Origin of the sequence: Bradyrhizobium sp. WYCCWR 12699, from assembly GCF_032144035.1 — a bacterium.
GTDB lineage: Bacteria > Pseudomonadota > Alphaproteobacteria > Rhizobiales > Xanthobacteraceae > Bradyrhizobium.
The window spans coordinates 224,103-241,265 of sequence record NZ_JAVTJN010000003.1; the positions used below are offsets into that span (position 1 = coordinate 224,103).

Sequence of the window (17,163 nt, forward strand, 5' to 3'; positions counted from 1 at the left end):
TTCCGGCGAGGACAGGTGATCCGTGTTAGGCCCGTTAGGCTGCGCGGATCGCTTCCAGGAATGTGGCGACCTCGGTCTCTAGCCGGTTGCTTTCGCCGGACAGTGACTTCGCGGCGGCGAGCACGTTGAATGACGCCGTTTCGGTCTCGCTGGCGCCCCTCTGTACATCAACGATGCTGGCCGAAACCTGTCGGGTACCATGCGCCGCCTGCTGCACGTTGCGGGAGATTTCGCGCGTTGCCGCGCCCTGCTCCTCAACCGCCGCCGCGATCGTGGAGGCGATTTCTGACATGCGGCCGATGGTGTCTCCGATCGACTTGATCGCGCCGACCGAGTCCTGGGTTGCGCTCTGAATGCCTGTTATCTGCTGACCGATTTCGTCGGTTGCTTTGGCCGTCTGCTCGGCCAGAGCCTTGACCTCCGACGCCACCACCGCGAACCCGCGGCCGGCCTCCCCGGCGCGTGCCGCTTCTATAGTGGCGTTGAGGGCCAATAGGTTGGTTTGGCTTGCGATCTGGCTAATGAGTTCGACTACGTCGCCGATCCGACGGGCCGCCTTGGCGAGTTCGGCGACATGCTCGTTGGTCCGTCCCGCCTGCAGCACCGCTTCGCCAGCAATGCGGGCTGAATCTTGCACTTGGCGACCAATCTCGTCGACGGACGACGACATCTCCTCGGCGGCCGCCGCCACGGTCTGCACGTTGGTCGAAGCTTGTTCGGAGGAGCCAGCCACGGCAGCCGTGATCTGTTTGGATTGCTCGGCCGTGCTAGTCAGCATACCGGCCGACGCTTCCAACGCCGCGGAGGCGGACGAAACGGTCCTGATCACATCGCCGATCATGGCCTCGAATTCGCGCGCAATCTGGTCCAAGCGTTGGCCGCGTTTGAGTTTGCCCTCGGCTTCGCTGGCGGCCGCGGCGTCGGCAGCCTTTTGGGCGACTAGCTTGTCTTTGAAATGCTGTAGCGAGCCGGCAACTTGGCCGACTTCATCATTCCGGCCGGTCGATGGGATCTCGACGTCATGGTTTCCGGCCGCAAGAGTGCCGATCACCTCCGCAAGCTGGCCTAGCGGCGTCACCACGCGTCGGCGCAGCATTATGGTCACGCCAGCGAGCGTACCGAGCAGGGCCAGCACTGCAACTCCTGCAAGCACCAGCATCCCCAGCGCGCCGTCACGGACCGCCGAGGCGCGCTCGGCAGCTTCGGCCAAGGCGGCATCGCGGACGCCGAAGAACATCTGGATAGCGGGCACAATGACCTTGGCCATGTCGGAGGGACTGAGACTGTATTTGCCGTCGCCTCTGGCCGCCGGCATTTCCTTCTCGACGACCGGAATCGCCTTTCCGAAATAGGCTTCGACGGCCGCTTTCATGGCCGTGGCAAGGCGGGGCGGATTGCCGAGCTGGTCGATCGTGCCCTCGATGCGTTCTCGGTCGGCATCTAAGCGGCCCTGCATACGATCCATCAGCGCAAATTCAGCGGGAGTGAGCGGACGCGAGGCGCTCAAGGCCGGCGACAGTGGCGAGGCGTGGCTGCCGGCGGTCACCCGCAAATCCTGCGCGGTTCGCGCCAGGCTCAGCAGCGTTGCAAGTGAAGAATCGGCGCTGACCACCTGCCCCTCCAGCCGATTCAGGATCGGCTCGATCGCGCCGATCATCTCGGCAACAGTGGGAAGGAGTTCTTTGACCACCGCACTATCGCGCGATCCGAGGGATACGCGCACGGCCCGATCGGCCGCCGCATGAACATCCTTGAAACGGCGCCCGGTACGGTCCAGGCTTTGGATCATCGGTTCGCCACCATCAAGGGCCAGCAAACTGTTGCGGGCCAGGTCGAAGGCCGCATCGGCGGCGCTCGACGCCTTGCCCATCGCTTCGATCTGGGTCGGCGTGGCGGGCGTTTCCTGAAAGATCGTGATGTAGGGTGTACGAAGGCCCGCCAGGTGTTGACTGACCATCAGCACCGCGCCGAAAGCCTCGACCATTTTGATGGATTCGGAGCGACTAACGAAGATGCGCGTCTGCGGAAGCAGAACCTCGGCGCCGAGAATAACCGCAAACGTGGTCACCGTCAGCATCGACAGCGCAAAGAGCTTTCCGATTCGCATGCGTACCCCACATTTCGCATAAGTTTCCGAGAACCTATCGCGCTCTCGCTAATTCATCATTAAGTCCGGGACGCATCTTGGTGGCGGTATGCCTATGTATAGAATTGTCGTGTCGTCGATTGCGCCGCATCTCCTTGCCATCGACAGGAAATGGAAGGCGGCGAATCACGGCGTCTCGGGTGTGCGGTGATGCATCCCTCGCTACGGCTTTAACACCAGCTTGCCCATAACTTCCCGGCCATCAAGCATTCGATGCGCTTGCACAGCCTCCCTAAGCGGCAATCGCACCGTCACGGACGGATTGATGGCTCTTGCTTCCACGAGTTTGAAGACCTCTGACGCAATCCGTACGCGCTCTTGAGGAAATGGATCGTAGACGTGAACGCTATAAGCACGCACTGAGATGCTGCGGTCCATGTTCTTGCGCAAGTCCGCGAATAGGTCGGACGATGGAAGTCCCGACAGCGCATTGAACGTGACGATCTGTCCCAAGGGAGCAACGAGCTTGATGTTGTCGCGGAAATCCGGACCGACCAATTGGTCGAACATCAAGTCGACGCCCGTACCTTTGGTGATATCCAAGATCCGGGCACCAACCGCTTCAGAGCTGCTGTCGATCGCATAGCTTGCACCCCGCTCCAAGGCGAACGCTGCCTTGTTCGGGGCCCGGCAGACAGCTATCAGCTGTATCCCAGCAGCGCGGCAAAGATCGATCATGGCGCAGCCGACGCCGCCAGTAGCTCCGTTGATGGAGGCGACCTTTACCCGGCGCAGATCTGCAGCGTCATTCAACATGCCCCATGCGACCTGATAGTCGGGAATTGCGACCGCGCCCTCAATGTCTATGCCTTCAGGCAGCTTCGTGATCTCGTGGACATCGCAGGCGACATATTCGGCGTAACATCGGCGAGAAAACTTCCATGCGAGAACGGGCTGGCCCGGGGAGAAGCCTTCAACACCATCTCCCACCCGCTCAACATAGCCGGTTACACTGATCCCCGGCACCTCCGGATACTCCACGGGCCACGGGTAGCGTCCAGTCCTGACCAGCGCATCGTATTTCCCGACCCCGATGGTGTCGGTCCGAATGAGGACTTGCCCAGCCGCCGGTGTGGGAATTGGCAGATCGATGTATTTGAGGACCTCGGGTCCTCCCGGCTTTTCGACTTGAACAGCTTTCATCATGGCTGCGGGCATGAACACCTCCGTGCGCTGAATTGGTAAGGTCGTATTGGCGCGCTTAACCGCGGGCCGTTGTTGAAAGCAGATTGTTGGGTCCGCCTATCGGGAAGGTTTTAAGCGGCCGCTTTCGGGCGAGCTTTCACGTCGGTTCGTCGATCACCGCGTTTTCCAAAATTCCGACGCCTGAGATCTCCACCTCGACCCGGTCGCCAGCGCGCAGCCAACGCGGCGGAACGCGACGCGACCCAACTCCTGCTGGAGTACCGGTCGCGATGATATCGCCTGGCAGGAGCCTGAGAACACTGGACAGATAGCTTATAAGCCGCGGTAACCCATAGATCAGCTGGCTCGTCGATGCCTGTTGAACCACCTCGCCGTTTAAGCGCGTGGAAAGCGCGAGGCGGTCCGGATGCGGGACGTCAGTCGCCGCCACGATCCAGGGTCCTATGGATCCGCTCGAATCGAAATTCTTGCCCGTCATGCCAGTGGCAGAGTGTTTTTGGTAATCTCGGACACTGCCCTCGTTTAGACAGGTGTACCCGCCGACGTAGTCGAGCGCCCTTCCCTCCTCCACTCTGTGGCACGTCCGGCCGATGATGAGAGCAAGCTCCCCCTCGTAATCGAGGCGCTCAGACACTTTAGGCCGAAGCAGCAGCTGGCGATTCCCAACGAAGCTCTCGTGCGTTCGCTGGAAAAAAGTCGGGTAAGCAGGCGCCTCGTTTCCGGTCTCGTCTACGTGAGCTTTATAGTTGAAGCCAACGCAGAACACCCTGGCCCTAGCAGACAGGGGAGGAAGAAACTCAACGTCACCAATCTTCAGGTCAGGCTCGCGTGTCATAAGCTTTTCTGCGCGAGCCCAGCCTTCCGCAGCCACTACTTCATCGATATCAGATAGGCCTTTATCAAACGGCGACAGGGAGATGATGCCGTCGCCCTTCACAAGGCCGATGCTGACCGAGCCATTCCGAGCAAATCGAGCTACTTTCATTGAGATACCTTCTTTTTTTGAGGCGCTGATGAAGGCTGACTCAGCCGCTCTTTTCGCCGTTTTGGCTTAACGAGGCGGATGGGATCAAAGCAAAGATGACTGACGCCGCCAGCATCAGGGCGCTACTGGCGATGAGCGCGATGTCGTAGTTTCCCCGCAAGGCTTGAACCGCGGAAAACATCAGCGGGCCAATGGCTACGCCAATGGCGAACACGACGATAAACAGCCCGATCTTTTGCCCCAGCTGGGCAACGCCGAATTGCCGTGCGACAGTGTATGGGATGAGATCCGACTCTGCTCCCGCTCCAAGCGCAAGAAGAGCTGCGGCCAAATAAACCATAGAAGTCTGCCGTGTCGAGACCAACAGCAGTCCGGCAGCCACAGGACCGAGGCAACCAACGACCGCTACCAACCGTGGAGACCATCGATCAAGCATGGACCCGAGCAAGAAGCGGGCTACCAGCATCGTCATGCCGTATGTCGCCATCACAGCCGCCGCATCGACGGGCCGAAAGCCGCGATCGATCAACAACGGTGTCATGTGGACAATCATACCTTGAATGGCGAGCGTCATCAGTAGGAATGCCAACGCAAGCATCCAAAAAATTGGAGCAGACAAAAGCTCACCGAAGACAAGCTTGGAGGATTGCGCGGAAGCGGCGGACTTCTGAAAGCGCTCCTTGCCGGGAATGAGCCAGATGACGGCTACTGCGCCAAGGATTGCGACCCCAGCGCCGATCGCTGCGTAGCTGTTGCGCCAGCCGTATTCTGCAATGGAAAAGGTGGCGATCGCGGGCATTAACATGATGCCGGCGGCCGAGGCTGCATTAATGATGCCGAGCGCAAACCCACGAAAGGTCGAAAAAGTCCGAGTGACTATGTAGGTGAAAGCCGTGATCCCTTGCCCCGCGCCAAGGAGTCCGAGCAGGCCCATAAAGATTGCAAAACTTAAGGGATCACGTGGAAGTTGACCGAGTGCAATCAGGCCGAGCGCAAACAAAGCGAAAGAAAAGCCTGCAAAGACGCGCGGCCCATATCGGTCGACCAGCCACCCGACGATTGGCTGCGAGAAGCCGGAGCAGAGAGCAGCTGGCGCAAGAGCGGCAGCCACGCTGGCCCTCGACCAGCCCGTATCGTTGACAATTGGCAGCAGGAATGTTCCGAAAGTATAGATTACGATCGGCCCGAAATTGGTCAACATGCCAATTCCGGAACCGAGCACGACCTTTGTTGCCTCTATTCCACGTAGCTGAACCTGCGGCGACAGGTCGCCAACGGCCGGCAGCGCAGGCGTATTAACGCTCGTCATCATCTTCCTCCCCTTTTCAGCTCATGTTTTATTTTTTCTTGAGTTCGGTCACCGTTTTCTTTCTTGCGATCAACCAGCGCCCGTCGCTCCGATGCAGCTCGTCTTCGTAACGGCCAAATCCTGCTACGCCATCAAATGGCAGAGGAAACTGTTGAGGAGTGGTCTCACTGCGCTGGCTGAGCAGAGTTACGTACGCGTGAATAAGAATGCGATCTTCGTTCAGCCATTCCGATCTGATGTTGGAGATCAGGTGTCGGACGACCAGGTTGCGATCGCGGCGATTGATAAGATCAACAAGCATGCCCTTGCCGCGTACAAGGCCATCGCCGCGGTGCCAGACACCATCTTCTGTGAAGAGCCCTGCAGCGGCCTCGGCATTGCCATAGTCAAAATGCTCCATGAAGCTCAAGACCGTCGCTTGAGCCTCGAGGATATCCGCCGCTCGTTCTAGCCTATCCCGCTGCATGGGCCCTCAGATCTTAAGCAGCTGGTCTAATGGCTCGCCGGCGCGGAAGCGCGCCAAGAAATCCTTCGGGTCGACATCAATGCCAGAGGGATTGTTCTTGAAAGCGTCAGAGTCGATGAAGGCCTTGAGTTTCTCGGCGTCGTCAAAATTGTTGCAGCAAAGCTCAACGACGTTCTGGTCTGGATCTGAGAAATAATAGCTTGTCACTGGACCGTGGTTGGAAGCGCGGTGGGCTTGCAGACCAGCGCCGAGCAACAATTCCACGCGATCCAGCAGCGCCGCCAGATTTGCGTGACGAAATTGAAAGTGATTCAAGCCGGGATCGCGGCTGGGCGAGTCGGATAGCTCTGGCAGCTCGAATAGCGCCAGGACCTGCCCATGAACCGGCGAGCGGTCCAAGAACATGAAACAGGATCGCACGTCGCTAGCTCGGGTCTGTTTGGGCGAGCCGGCGAAACGGCGCCGGTTTTCCGGGGCACCGCCAGGATTTGTGATGCTCCAGCTCAATCCCAGCACAGATGAGTACCAGTCGCGCATCAGCTCGTACTGTGCAGTTTGCAGAACGATCTCCGAAACGCGCGGCGAAGGCAGCGCGGAGGTTGCCTTGTGCAGGTCGGCGGGTAGCGATTGGACGCTCATGGGGACAGATTCCTCATATGACACTTTTGACTTATAGTTCTAGGTTATCAGGGCTCGACGATATGTCAACTATTACATATGGCGCCATGCAGCATTTGTCTGGAGTTGAGCGCGGGCGCTTGTTCGTGAATGATCAAACGCCCGTCATGCTGAAGCGGCAACATGCAAGGCCGTCCAAGATCGCCGTCCCTGGCGCGACGGTCGCCTCACGAGCGAAATCAGCCACAGGCAGGTCACCACAAGAGATGTTACATCCTCTTGTGGTTGCCTGTGGCTGAGGTCAGCTGGTTGCTGTCCGTAGTGGAGCCGTGTCAGTTTGGTGCAGTGAGCTCGCTTGAAGGCACCGAGTTGCCGTGCAAGCCGTTGCGTAGCCGCAGCGGTAAGTGAGCGACTGCGACCGGGCCATCTGCAAAATGTTGAGTGTCCAAGATGACGAGGCCGCTCCGCCTTTCGTCGAGCCTGTTGACGAGCGCAATGACGTAGCCGTCTCCCTCCGGCGCATTAGGGGATCGGGGAGCAAACACCGGTTCTTGGACAGACGAGGTGGGACCGGGTAGCCAGCGCTCGCTCTTTCCGGTCGCTATATCCAGGTGAGCGAGGCCGTTGAGGAAAGCGTTGACCGAGGGCGGGCCACAGCGATCCGCGTCATACGGAGCGAAGGGGTCGATAAGGGCGAGAAAGGCATGACGATAGGGCCGCGTGGCGTAACGCTCGTCCACATGGGGGAACTCGCCCATCGTTTGGGTAAAGATCTCGGCCTGAGGAACGGGGCTGTTGCTAGATAGATCAAATGTCCATCTCGTCATGGCTTGACGCAGGGACCGGGGATCAGGCACGTGCCCACTATATTCTGGGAAGAACCAGAACACGTTGTCATTGACGACGGGCAGGTCGAGATAGACTTTGTGTCCTTCGTCCCATGCATTGATGGTGTGGCCCTGGAAGCCGTTCGTCGGCACTGTAAACCAACGAATATCTTTTCCGCTGCCGCGGCGGGGCAGAACCCCATAGATTTGGTCCACATTCGGCTGCCAGGCAAAGGCCGGTTCGCCCTGCTTCAGGCGTTCGATGTCCGACGTCAGCGAGCTCACGGGAAAGACGACATAGTTTTCCGTCACGGCGAAGTCGTGTATCATCGCTGCCCGCGGCGCATTAAACCAAGCTTCATGCACCACGTGTCCGCCGCGATCGATGACGTAATAGGCGATATCGGTGGTCGTCACACCCTTGGCGGCATAACCAAAGCCAATCAGCTCGCCATTGGTCGGATCGATCTTGGGGTGAGCCGTAAATGTCTGACTGGTCATCTTTCCGTCAAAACGGTAGTTACCGATCGTTTCAAGCGTATCTGGCCGCATCGCGACCGGCGGTCCGTCCTCCTTCAGCGCGAGCAACAGCCCATGGTGAACGACGACGTTGGTATTGGCCGTGCTTCGGATAGTACCGGCAACCGATGGATCGTCAGTGAACGGATTGCGGTAGGCGCCGTAGAGGGCGCGGCGCGCCGCCCGCTCCGCAACGAACTTGTCGGTCAGGACATATTTCGACGTAAAGTCGACATGACCATCCTTGAAACGGAAGGCGCCAACCATGCCATCGCCGTTAAAAAAGATGTCACGGCCAAGCTCGGCGGCCATTGTGGTTCGGGAGCTACACGAAAAAGGTGCCGTCGAGATCGGTTGGAATGCGTCCTTCAACGTCAAGATCGAACACGTGTGCCTCTACACGGCCAGGAGCGTCGAAGCCATGATAAATCGGATCGTCAGGGAAACGCTTCGTCATTTGTCACCTCGGTTTTCATGCCTTTAGCGTAGTGCGCGCGCTAGCGTCCAAGTGAGGCGCCGCATTTTCGTAACCTGCGAGCGCCTCCCCAAGGCGCCGCCGGAACAATTCGATCGCCTTTTGCTTCACGTGGCCGAAGCCACGCACCTCGAGCGGTAGCTCAGCAATGGCGACAGCCTGTGGAAGCGATGCCGCTGACAATCGACGGGGTAAGCGGTTCAAGGCATCGATGAATTCGGCGATCAGAGCACGCTCGGTGCGGCGCTCGGCGCTCCTTCCGAAGACGTCGAAGGGTGTTCCGCGCAAGATCTTCAAGGCCGCCAAGATTCTGAAGACGGGCAAGATCCAAGCTCCGAACCGGATCTTGCGCGGCTCTCCCGTTGTCTTGTCGCGGCGAGACAGAAAAGGCGGTGCAAGATAGATTGACAGCTTTGCGAAGCTATCAAACTGAGATCGGACTGCCCGCTCGAACTCTCCGCTCGTATAGAGTCTGGCAACCTCGTACTCATCCTTGTAGGCCATCAGCTTGAACAGGGATCGCGCAGCAGCCAGCGTTAGCGAATGGCCAGTATGAACCTTAGTCTCCGCCTCACGGATGTGGTTGATGACATCAAGGAAACGCTGGCTGTAGTCATTGCTCTGATAGTTGCGAAGAAATGTCGTAAGATCTTGGATCTCCGCCTCAGGGGTGCGCTGCTCAGTCTTTTCGGCCAGGCCTGCTGCAACAAAGACGAATTGAGGGTCGGAAGCTAACCGACGCCCCCACTCAAGCGCAGCGAGATTTGCCTCCTTGGCGGCGCCATTGAGTTCGATCGCCTGGTGGAGGTCCTCAAGGTTAAGGCCAAGCCAGCCTTTCTGATAAGCGCACCCGATCATCATGAAATTGGCGGCGATCGAATCGCCGAACAAAGATTGTGCCAAAGCCGTGAAGGGAAACACCGCGAAATGTTCCGGTTCAACTTGTGTGCTCAGCCGTCTCGTCAGCAAACTCGAATTCACGACGGCCTGACGATTAGTGACGAAATCTCCAGTGATGGACACGTCAGCATTGGCGAGGACGCGGCTCCGCCCTCGGTTGAGAGATGCCATCACGTCCGATGCATTGCCGACGATCTGGTCGCAAGCCAGGAGAAGGTCACAGTGCTCCGCTGGAATCCGCAAAGCATGAATGGGGCCGCCAAGATGAACGTGACTTGTAACCGCCCCGCCCTTCTGAGCCATTCCGATCTGGTCCAGCACCGCGGCCCCTCGACCTGCCAGGTGTCCGGCCATTGCCAGCACCGCGCTCGTCGTCACGATTCCGGTCCCACCTACGCCGGCAAGAAGAATGCGGCTGTGTTGCGGCGGCGCAGCGCTCACCAGGGGCAGCAATGGTTGGTCGATCGTAAGCTGCGGTTTTGGCCCGCGGTTCACACGGGCACCCTCGACAGTTACGAAACTGGGACAGAAGCCTCGAATGCAACTGAGATCGGTGTTGCAGCTCGATTGATTGATTCTTCGCTTCGTACCTAGTGGAGTGTCGACCGGCTCCACGGATAGGCAGTTTGACTTGATCGAGCAATCGCCGCAGCCTTCGCAGACCAGCTGATTGATGAAGACGCGGCGGCTGGTTTCCTTCAGTTGGCCACGTTTGCGTTTCCGCCGGCGCTCGGTAGCACACATCTGGTCATATACGATGATGCTTACACCCGGTTGGGCTCGCAATTTGAGCTGTACGGCATCAAGTTCGTCGCGATCCACCACCTCTCCCGCCAGGGAGTGGACCTCGGCATGCTCACGATAGGACGCCAGATCATCGGTGACCAAAATTATTGTGCTGACGCCCTCGGCCCGGAGCTGGCGCAGAAGCCGCTCGAGGGAAAGGTCGCCATCGACTGCTTGACCGCCTGTCATCGCGACAGCACTGTTGTAGAGCAGCTTGTAGGTGATGTTCAGCTTAGCAGAGACCGCCTGGCGGATTGCGAGCAGGCCTGAATGGAAATACGTGCCATCGCCCATATTCGAAAACACATGCGATTCGTCGGTGAACGGAGCGAGGCCGAGCCAGTGGATTCCCTCGCCGCCCATCTGGGAATAGCTGAACGTGTCAGGGCGATTGCGCGCGGCTAAACCGTGGCAGCCAATCCCAGCGAGAGCTCGACTGCCATCTGGCACGGCTGTCGACCGGTTATGCGGACACCCGGAACAGAAGAATGGACGCCGGGATGCGGGCACATCTGCAAATCCGCGTTGGTTCGTGTGCCGGCGCAAGCGTTCGCCTCGTGCTGCTACGACCTGATCACCGGATATCCTTGCGATGACCGCCGCGATCTGGACAGCAATCTGCTCGGGCGTTAGATCGCCCGTTGCAGAAAACATCGGGTGTTGCTCCGGTCCACATTTGCCCCAAACCGAGGGAGCCTGTGACCGGCCGTAGAGTATAGACTTTACTTGGCGCTCGATCAGCGGCGCCTTCTCCTCCACGATGACGAGCTCCTGCAGGCCTTCGGCAAAGGCTGTGAGGCCCTGAGGCTCTAGCGGCCAGATCATCGCCGGCTTGTAGAGAGCCAGCCCGAGCTCGATCAGCCGTGAATCGTGAAGGCCCAGCAGGTCGAGTGCTTCGCGCAAATCATTCCAAGATTTGCCGGCCGCGACGAAACCGACCCGCGCGTCCTTAGGCCTCACCGCGACGCGATCGAGACCGTTTGCCCGGACATAAGCAAGCGCAGCCGGCAAACGGAATTCATGCTGCCGCCGTTCCTGATCGAGCGGCAAGTCAGGCCAGCGGTTATGCAGGCCAATGTCCGGCACAGTGACGTCGGGCCGAACGGGCAAATTACCTAATTCTGCGGCCGGCACGGTGCGTGTACTGTCGGCCACTTCCGTCAGCACTTTTAGCGCAACCCAAGATCCCGTCAGCCGCGACATGGCAAAGCCGTGGAGTCCATAGCTGACGATCTCGCCGGGATCAGCCGGGTAGAGCAGCGGGAGGAGGAGACTGGCGACAGTCTCGTCGCTGTAGCAGGCGACCGTTGAGGATTTTGCCAGATGATCGTCACCCACGGCGACGACCACCCCGCCGTTCGGCGAAGAACCTTGCGAGTTGCCGTGCCTAATCGCGTCCGCCGCGCGATCCAGTCCAGGGCCCTTGCCGTACCACAACGCAAAAACACCATCGACCCGGGCGCCGGGTGATTGATGGATCTGCTGCGTACCGGCCACGGCGGTGGCCGCGAGTTCTTCATTGACCGCCGGCTGCACCACAATCTTTTGGTCGCTCGTTAGCCGCTTCGCAGAGGCAAACGCGGCATCGAGCGTACCAAGGGGTGAACCCCGATAACCGCTGACGAAACCCGCGCTCGACAAGCCATTCATCCGATCTCGCTCGGCCTGTAATAGCATCAGGCGGACGAGCGCCTGCACTCCGCCGAGGAGAACTGTTCCGCCGCGCTTGGAATAACGATCATCGAGCGAGATAGAGGAATTACTCATTCGCAACTCCATTGGATGCGCTGGCGCAAAAGACTTTCCGGCACGCCGGCATTAGCTCCGTGCGGTATCGATAGCGGAGCTGATCTGCACGCCGGGTGGGGCCGGCAAGTCGCCCGGAACGAACATGTCTCCCATCAAAGGCAGCGCCGGATCCACGCTATAATGCGTAAACTCGCGCACCCCCTCGTCATAGAGCACCGTGTCGTCAATCAGAAAGTTGCCCGTGAAGGCGCGCGCAGGCTTTGAGAGGATGGCATGGGCTGCGTCGGCCATGCTCTCCGGCTTGCGGCAATGACGCATTCCGTTCTCTCCGAGCAATGCAAATTGGATGGCAGCCGTCGCAATGGCGGTTCGGGGCCAGAGAGCATTGACAGCAATACCGCGATCGGCAAATTCCGCGCTCATGCCGAGCACGCACATGCTCATGCCGAACTTCGCCATGGTGTAGGCGGTGTGCGGCGCGAACCACTTGGGCGTCATGTCAAGCGGCGGAGATATCATCAAGACATGCGGATTAGCTGCCTTCATCAGGTGCGGAAGGCATGCCTTGGTAGTGATGAAGGTCCCGCGTGCGTTGACTTGAGCCATCAAGTCGAAGCGCCGGATATCCGTTTGTAGGGTGCCGGCCAGATGGATCGCTGATGCATTATTGATGCAAATGTCGATGCCGCCGAACGTCTTTGCCGCTTGGGCAACGCCGGCCTCGACGGAGGATTCATCACGGACGTCGACGGCCAGCGGCAACGCCCTGCCCCCAGCTCGCTCGATGGCTTCGGCGGCAGAATAGATCGTGCCGGGAAGATGCCGGTGCGCCTCGACAGTCTTGGCTGCAATTGCAACGTTGGCGCCGTCTTGCGCGGCTCGCAGCGCAATGGCGAGCCCAATGCCTCGGCTTGCGCCGGTAATGAACAGGGTTTTGCCGGTCAGACTCATGAGGCCACGCTGCCCATGCTCAAGGGAAGCGTTCTTAATGCCGACGTGCCCTGCACGCCGCCCGCGCCGCGGATGCGATCAATGAGCCGCGCCGGCTCTTCAGGAATAGCGTCCCCAATCCAGCTGATGTGTCCGTCCGGGCGGACCAAAGCGTAGCGGCGCCCGTAGACGGCGATGGTGTTTGGCTCCGGGATGAGCTGATGACGGATTGGCAGCCCAACCGCGTGCGCCGCACGGGTCAGACCGCCCACAGCAGCACCCACCTCCGATGCGAACTCCAGCAGCACGAACCCACGACCGAATAAGTCTAACGTGGAGTGGCCCGGCGAGAGCCAAACATGAGGTGCGCGGCCGCCGGCCTCGGCTACTTGCACGAAGTTCGCGACATCGGGCTCGGCTCGTTCGAACGATTCAGCGACGACGATCGGCGAATTGCGATAGACCGCCCCAAGATGAATTCCGAACGACCTCCATTCCCGCTGCATGGCCTGCTGGGTATAGGCTCCTGTTGCGCGCCGCGCCGTCTCGCCCGCAGGGCCTTGGTCGAGCAGCATCGGCTCTGGAGGAACCGAGCGCATCGCGGCTAGGTTCGCGGACGCCTGCGACACGTTGCGCATGGCGATCGGGCGCCGCTCTGTGTCGTAGCTTTCCAGGAGTGTGGGGCCGCCCCACCCCTCCAACACAGCTGCGATCTTCCATGACAGATCAACCGCCTCGGCAATGCCCGTATTCATGCCGTATCCGCCGGTCGGAGAGAGCTGATGGGCCGAATCGCCGACGAGGAAGCAGCGCCCGGAGCTGAACTTCGGCGCAGTGATCTCACGACGGGACCACGGCAACCAAGAGAGCACCTCGTAGTCAACATCGGCTCCGATTCCTCGTCGCACAAAAGTGTTGATCTGCGCCTCGCTCCAATTGGGCCAGGTCTCGTCGCCGAGCAGTTGAAGCCGCCAGGTATCGCGCCCGTCTATATTGACGAAGCTTCCCCAAACCCCCTCAGGCCCGACTAACACGTACCGATACGCCCGTTGGGCGAGCGTCTTCTGCGCCAGAGCCGGACACCGAACGAAGATGTTCGTGCTACAACTCAATACCTTGCTGTTTGTCGGACCAAGCGAGAGTCGCTGTGCGACTGTGCTGCTTGCCCCATCGCAGGCGGCAAGGTACTGCGCACGCACGCATAGTGGTTCGCCACCAAGCAGCGGGCGCACGTGAGCGATGACGTGGTCGCCCTTGTCCTCGAATTCCTCTAGGCGGTGCTGATACAGCAACTGGTTGGTCGAGTAGCTCGAAGCTGCGTTCTGGAGTACGGGGTCGAAAAAATTTTGAGGGCATAGCTCGTGCTTTTGCGGGCTAAACGGTGGCGGGACCGCGTGCGCTTTATCAGGGTAGACATCGCGCGCCAGTTCGTGGCCGAGGACCCCCGTCGCATAGACGATGCTGACCGGCAGATCGCGAGGAAACCCGGCCATTTCGATGGCCTCGACAATTCCCCAGCGTCGGCAGAATTCCATAGTGCGAATGCCGACATTGTCCATGCGAGGATGAACCATCCGGGCCGTCGGCCGCTCCTGCTCTATGAGCAGCGCTTCGACACCGCGCCAACCGAGATCGATTGCAAGCGACAAGCCGACCGGCCCTCCGCCGACTATCAAGACGGGCGTATCGATCGTTTCCACGGACATTCCTCCTGAATTGAACTGCTCGCCGGAGACCGTCTGGCCGCACCGGTCAATGGGCTGCGGCGCTAGAGGTGGTGTTTCGGCAGCGACCGAGGCTTTCCAAGAGGCATGCCCCTGCCCTGCATTTTTGAGAATTGGCCGGGCGCGCTGCTCTCCGGAACGTCCCTCTGCGGGCATGCCACTCATTCTTCAGAGGCCCTCGCAATAACCCGAACGCCGGCTGCGCAACGGGGCTTAGTGGGCATTCGACGCCGGGAAGCATCGATTTCCTCCATATGTCATATATTACATATGTGAGTAACAGGCGAATGTGCATATGTCAAATGTTGCCGATGGTAAAAGCTCGCCCTCCAGACTATGCAGGGTCAGGGCAAGGTCACTGAATGCTCCGTAAGAGCGTGATTGTGCTTGGAGATTAGGCGAGCTTGGAACTAGCGATGGCGAAGAAGAAGACGACCGTAAAACGGAAGGCCCCTGCGGCAACTCCTCCAGCAATTCCGACGCTTGGTTATGTCATTCTGACGAGCTTGGCCCACCATCCTCATACCGGTTATGAGCTGACTCAATTGATGGGCCCCCCGCGCAATTACATGTGGGAGGCCAAGCACAGCCAAGTCTATCCGACGCTGCAGCTGCTAGCGGAACACGGCTATGTCACGTTCGAGGACATTGCGCAGGAAAGCAAACCGGACAAGAAGGTCTACGAGGTTACGGAGCGCGGCCTCGAAGCTCTCAAGGAGTGGGCGAGAAAAGGTCCGACCCATGTGCCTGTCCGGGACGAGTTCAGCGTAAAGATGGCGGCATTGCGGTTGCTTCCGCCCAGTGAAGCTGTGGCCGTGCTCAACCGGCAAATCGAGCTCGTTGAAGGAGAGATAGCGGCCATCAACCTACACTTGGTCGATTTTGTTGATCGTTTCCGTTTGCCGGAGCCGGCACAGAGCAATCATCGCCAATTCTGCCTGCTATCTGCCATTCGACTCTCGCGCGACCTGAAGCTGACGGCTATGGAAGCCTATCGAAAATTGGCCGGCGAATTGTCGCGCGCCACTGAGCCAGCCAAGGCATCTAGAGCACAGTCAAAATGAAGACCCTCGGCAGTTTACAGCCATCTGCCGCTGGCCCTTGTTCCAGGGTCTCGTCCCGACGTTGAATTGCCACCATTACCCTGTATAGGGACGCATGGGTGTTCGCTGCATTGGGGCGGCGTCAGGTAACGCGATGGTCGGGCCGCCACGCGGACGATCTGCGCCTATGAACCACGATCCTAAATTCGGCGATCTTCCGACAGCTCAGCGATTGGCAGAACAGGCTGCGAACACACTTAACCGATTTCTGCATATTGAGGCAGTAAGCGGCGCGGTGCTTCTCGTTGCAGCAGCCGCGGCCTTGATCTGGGCGAATTCGACCGCGGCCCCGAGTTACCACCTCTTTTGGACTCTCCCTGTCACCATTGGCCTTGGTGAGTACGTCTTTTCCCAGTCGCTGCATTTCTGGGTGAATGACGCATTGATGACCGTCTTCTTCCTTGTTGTGGGCATGGAGATTCGGCGGGAGGTTCATGAGGGCGCACTGAGCCGCTTTGACCAGGCCGTTCTGCCGCTGATTGCTTCGGCCGGTGGCGTCCTCGTTCCCGCGCTTATCTATCTAAGCCTCAACAATGATGCTGCTCGGGGACACGGCTGGGCCGTGCCGACCGCGACGGACATCGCCTTTGCTGTTGGCGTCCTCGCCCTGCTTGGACGAAGAATCCCGGTCAATGTGCGAGTGTTCCTACTCGCTCTAGCGATCATCGACGACATCATTGCGATTTTGATCATCGCCGTCTTTTACACCGAAACTCTGCAATTAGGCGGCCTTGCTATCGCAGCCGTTGGCGTTCTCGGGGTCTTGGGATTCCAGCGGATGGGGATCGGTGCGGCATCGCCATATGTGGTGCCAGGTTTGTTGGTTTGGGTCGGATTGTTCGTTGCCGGGGTCCACCCAACACTTGCTGGAGTGGTGCTCGGGTTGATGACTCCGGCTCGCCCCATAGCGATGCGAGAACCTCCGCTGGAGGTGGCGTCGCAAGCGCTCGGACAGTTGAAAACTGGCGATGCGATGAAAACAGGAGATCTGCATTTGTTGCAGCAGCCGTTGCGCGACCTTCGCATAGCTCACCGTGAGATTTTGCCGCCCGCGTCGCGCGTGCAGATGGTACTTCATCCGTGGGTAGCTTACGGAGTGATGCCAATGTTTGCGCTGGCGAATTCGGGGGTCAGCATAAAGGGCGCGGATCTACCCGCTGCCGGCCTGCTGGTGACGATGGGCACCGCACTTGCTTTGATAGTGGGAAAGCCGCTTGGCATTTTCGGAGCGGCCTGGATCGCCGTACGATCGGGGTTCTGCTGCCTTGCTCCCGGGGTTTCTTGGGGCGGCGTCTTTCTCGTCGGACTGCTAGCGGGCATCGGCTTCACCATGTCCATCTTCATCTCGATGCTGGCCTTCTCCAGTGAAGGTTTTTTAAGGGCAGCAAAATTGGGCGTGTTGTTGGGCTCGGCCATAGCCGTGACGCTCGGCCTTGGCTGGGGCGCCTTCTACGTGCGACGTTCGTGACGTCGGTTCGTG

Annotated in this window: 13 protein-coding genes; 2 read left to right on the forward strand and 11 right to left on the reverse strand. The window is 59.3% G+C overall.

Annotated features, from left to right (window positions below; all coding sequences use genetic code 11):
- Window positions 1–34: 34 nt before the first annotated feature.
- From RPS27_RS03145 to RPS27_RS03195, 11 genes are all read right to left on the reverse strand, one after another.
- The gene (locus tag RPS27_RS03145) at window positions 35–2,107 is read right to left on the reverse strand and encodes a methyl-accepting chemotaxis protein (protein WP_128930007.1); all 2,073 of its coding nucleotides are present in this window, start codon (window positions 2,105–2,107) and stop codon (window positions 35–37) included.
- 201 nt (window positions 2,108–2,308) lie between these two features.
- Entirely contained in the window at window positions 2,309–3,304 is a 996-nt protein-coding gene (locus RPS27_RS03150; RefSeq protein ID WP_128930006.1) for a zinc-binding alcohol dehydrogenase family protein, read from the reverse strand.
- A 124-nt stretch (window positions 3,305–3,428) separates the two neighbouring features.
- Window positions 3,429–4,277, reverse strand: coding sequence for a fumarylacetoacetate hydrolase family protein (locus RPS27_RS03155; RefSeq protein ID WP_128955136.1), 849 nt, complete (start codon window positions 4,275–4,277; stop codon window positions 3,429–3,431).
- Between the two features lie 40 nt (window positions 4,278–4,317).
- A complete protein-coding gene (locus tag RPS27_RS03160) occupies window positions 4,318–5,589 on the reverse strand; it encodes an MFS transporter (protein WP_128930004.1) in 1,272 nt (423 codons plus the stop codon).
- Window positions 5,590–5,614: 25 nt separating this feature from the next.
- Window positions 5,615–6,052, reverse strand: coding sequence for a nuclear transport factor 2 family protein (locus RPS27_RS03165; protein WP_128930003.1), 438 nt, complete (start codon window positions 6,050–6,052; stop codon window positions 5,615–5,617).
- Window positions 6,053–6,058: 6 nt separating this feature from the next.
- Window positions 6,059–6,691, reverse strand: a complete 633-nt coding sequence (locus RPS27_RS03170; RefSeq protein WP_128930002.1) for a VOC family protein — start codon at window positions 6,689–6,691, stop codon at window positions 6,059–6,061.
- Between the two features lie 311 nt (window positions 6,692–7,002).
- On the reverse strand, window positions 7,003–8,328 hold the full coding sequence (locus tag RPS27_RS03175) for a carotenoid oxygenase family protein (protein WP_206733113.1): 1,326 nt from the start codon (window positions 8,326–8,328) through the stop codon (window positions 7,003–7,005).
- Window positions 8,329–8,341: 13 nt separating this feature from the next.
- Window positions 8,342–8,473 (reverse strand): hypothetical protein, encoded by a 132-nt coding sequence (locus RPS27_RS03180; RefSeq protein WP_276575769.1) that lies wholly within the window; start codon window positions 8,471–8,473, stop codon window positions 8,342–8,344.
- A 15-nt stretch (window positions 8,474–8,488) separates the two neighbouring features.
- Window positions 8,489–11,944, reverse strand: a complete 3,456-nt coding sequence (locus RPS27_RS03185; protein WP_164933586.1) for an indolepyruvate ferredoxin oxidoreductase family protein — start codon at window positions 11,942–11,944, stop codon at window positions 8,489–8,491.
- A gap of 51 nt (window positions 11,945–11,995) precedes the next feature.
- Window positions 11,996–12,877, reverse strand: coding sequence for an SDR family oxidoreductase (locus RPS27_RS03190; protein ID WP_128930000.1), 882 nt, complete (start codon window positions 12,875–12,877; stop codon window positions 11,996–11,998).
- Window positions 12,874–14,556, reverse strand: a complete 1,683-nt coding sequence (locus RPS27_RS03195) for an FAD-dependent oxidoreductase (RefSeq protein ID WP_164933585.1) — start codon at window positions 14,554–14,556, stop codon at window positions 12,874–12,876. Before RPS27_RS03195 ends, RPS27_RS03190 begins: the two co-directional genes overlap by 4 nt.
- A 440-nt stretch (window positions 14,557–14,996) precedes the next feature.
- Here RPS27_RS03195 and RPS27_RS03200 point away from each other — a divergent pair, with 440 nt between their 5' ends.
- Together RPS27_RS03200 and nhaA are read left to right on the forward strand one after the other, a co-directional pair.
- The gene (locus RPS27_RS03200) at window positions 14,997–15,644 is read left to right on the forward strand and encodes a PadR family transcriptional regulator (protein ID WP_128929998.1); all 648 of its coding nucleotides are present in this window, start codon (window positions 14,997–14,999) and stop codon (window positions 15,642–15,644) included.
- A 166-nt stretch (window positions 15,645–15,810) separates the two neighbouring features.
- Window positions 15,811–17,151, forward strand: a complete 1,341-nt coding sequence (nhaA, locus tag RPS27_RS03205) for a Na+/H+ antiporter NhaA (protein ID WP_128929997.1) — start codon at window positions 15,811–15,813, stop codon at window positions 17,149–17,151.
- Window positions 17,152–17,163 lie beyond the last annotated feature (12 nt).